This is a genomic window from Kluyvera sp. CHPC 1.251 (assembly GCF_036759945.1).
In the GTDB taxonomy this organism is placed as follows: domain Bacteria; phylum Pseudomonadota; class Gammaproteobacteria; order Enterobacterales; family Enterobacteriaceae; genus Kluyvera; species Kluyvera sichuanensis.
In genome coordinates this window covers 1-1229 of the sequence record NZ_JAPKIC010000030.1, presented here as the reverse complement: position 1 = coordinate 1229, position 1229 = coordinate 1, and the positions used below count along the sequence as shown (strand labels likewise).

The window sequence follows — 1229 nt, the reverse complement described above, 5'->3', positions numbered from 1 at the left end:
TGAATCGCCACAGATAATCTAGACACTTCCGAGCCGCTGATAATATTGTTTTTCGTATTCAGTTGGTGGCATATGATCACTCGAACCATGCCGACGCTTACTGTTATAAAACATTTCGATGTAATCAAAAATATCACCGCGAGCTTCTTCTCGCGTTCCGTAGATCTTTTTCTTTATCCGTTCACGTTTCAGTAACTGGAAAAAACTTTCTGCGACTGCGTTGTCATGACAGTTACCGCGACGGCTCATACTGCCCTCCAGCCCGTGTGATTTCAGGAACGACTGCCACTCATAGCTTGTGTACTGACTGCCTTGATCAGAATGAACCAGCACCTGCTTTTGAGGATTACGTCGCCACACGGCCATCAGAAGTGCATTCAGGACAATATCCTTTGTCATCCGGGGCTGCATTGACCAGCCAATAACTTTGCGCGAGAACAGGTCAACAACCACAGCCAGATACAGCCAGCCTTCGTGAGTCCGGATGTAGGTGATGTCCGTTACCCAACGCTCATCCGGTGCTTCCGGGTTGAACTGCCGCTGGAGCCTGTTGGGCGTCACGATGCTGGTTTCACCCTTACGTGCCCGTGGGCTACGGTACCCGACCTGAGCCCTTATCCCGGCACGCTTCATCAGTCGCCAGACACGGTTAACTCCGCACTGTTGTCCGGTATCCCGCAGGTCGAGGTGGATCTTGCGATAACCATAAACGCAACCCGACTCCAGCCAGAACTGCTTTATCAGCCCCGTCAGTCTCAGGTCAGCATGATGCCGCCGTGAATCCGGCTGCTGAAGCCAGGCGTAAAAACCACTCGGATGCACATCCAGCACCCGACAAAGCAGTCGGACAGGCCAGCAATGGGTGTTGTCACGGATAAAGGCGTACCTCAGTCGGACAGCTTTGCGAAGTACGCCGCGGCTTTTTTTAATATGTCCCGTTCGTCGGTAACCCGCTTCAGCTCTTTCTGGAGGCGTCGGATCTCAGCCTGAGCGTCTGACTGGACTTTATTGGTTGAGGAATCCGGGCCATATGCCTTTATCCAGGCATAAAGACTGTGGGTGGTGATACCGAGACGTGTTGCCACGCTGGAAACAGAATGGCCGCGATCAACAACCTGTTTTACCGCTTCAATTTTAAACTCTTCGGGATAACGCTTACCGCTCATGGGCACCTCTCTTTAAGTCATCTTAAATGACTCTGAGGTGTCTGTTAAACCCGTGGCGATTCA

1 protein-coding gene is annotated in these 1229 nt (G+C 51.7%); it reads right to left on the bottom strand.

Going from position 1 to position 1229, the window contains the following annotated elements:
- Positions 1-18: 18 nt before the first annotated feature.
- Positions 19-1166, bottom strand: a protein-coding gene (locus V6940_RS22660; RefSeq protein WP_094283415.1) for an IS3 family transposase whose coding sequence is annotated in 2 segments (ribosomal slippage) — positions 19-929 and positions 929-1166 — 1149 coding nt in all. Because the reading frame shifts where the segments join, the coding sequence is not laid out codon by codon here.
- Between the last annotated feature and the right edge of the window lie 63 nt (positions 1167-1229).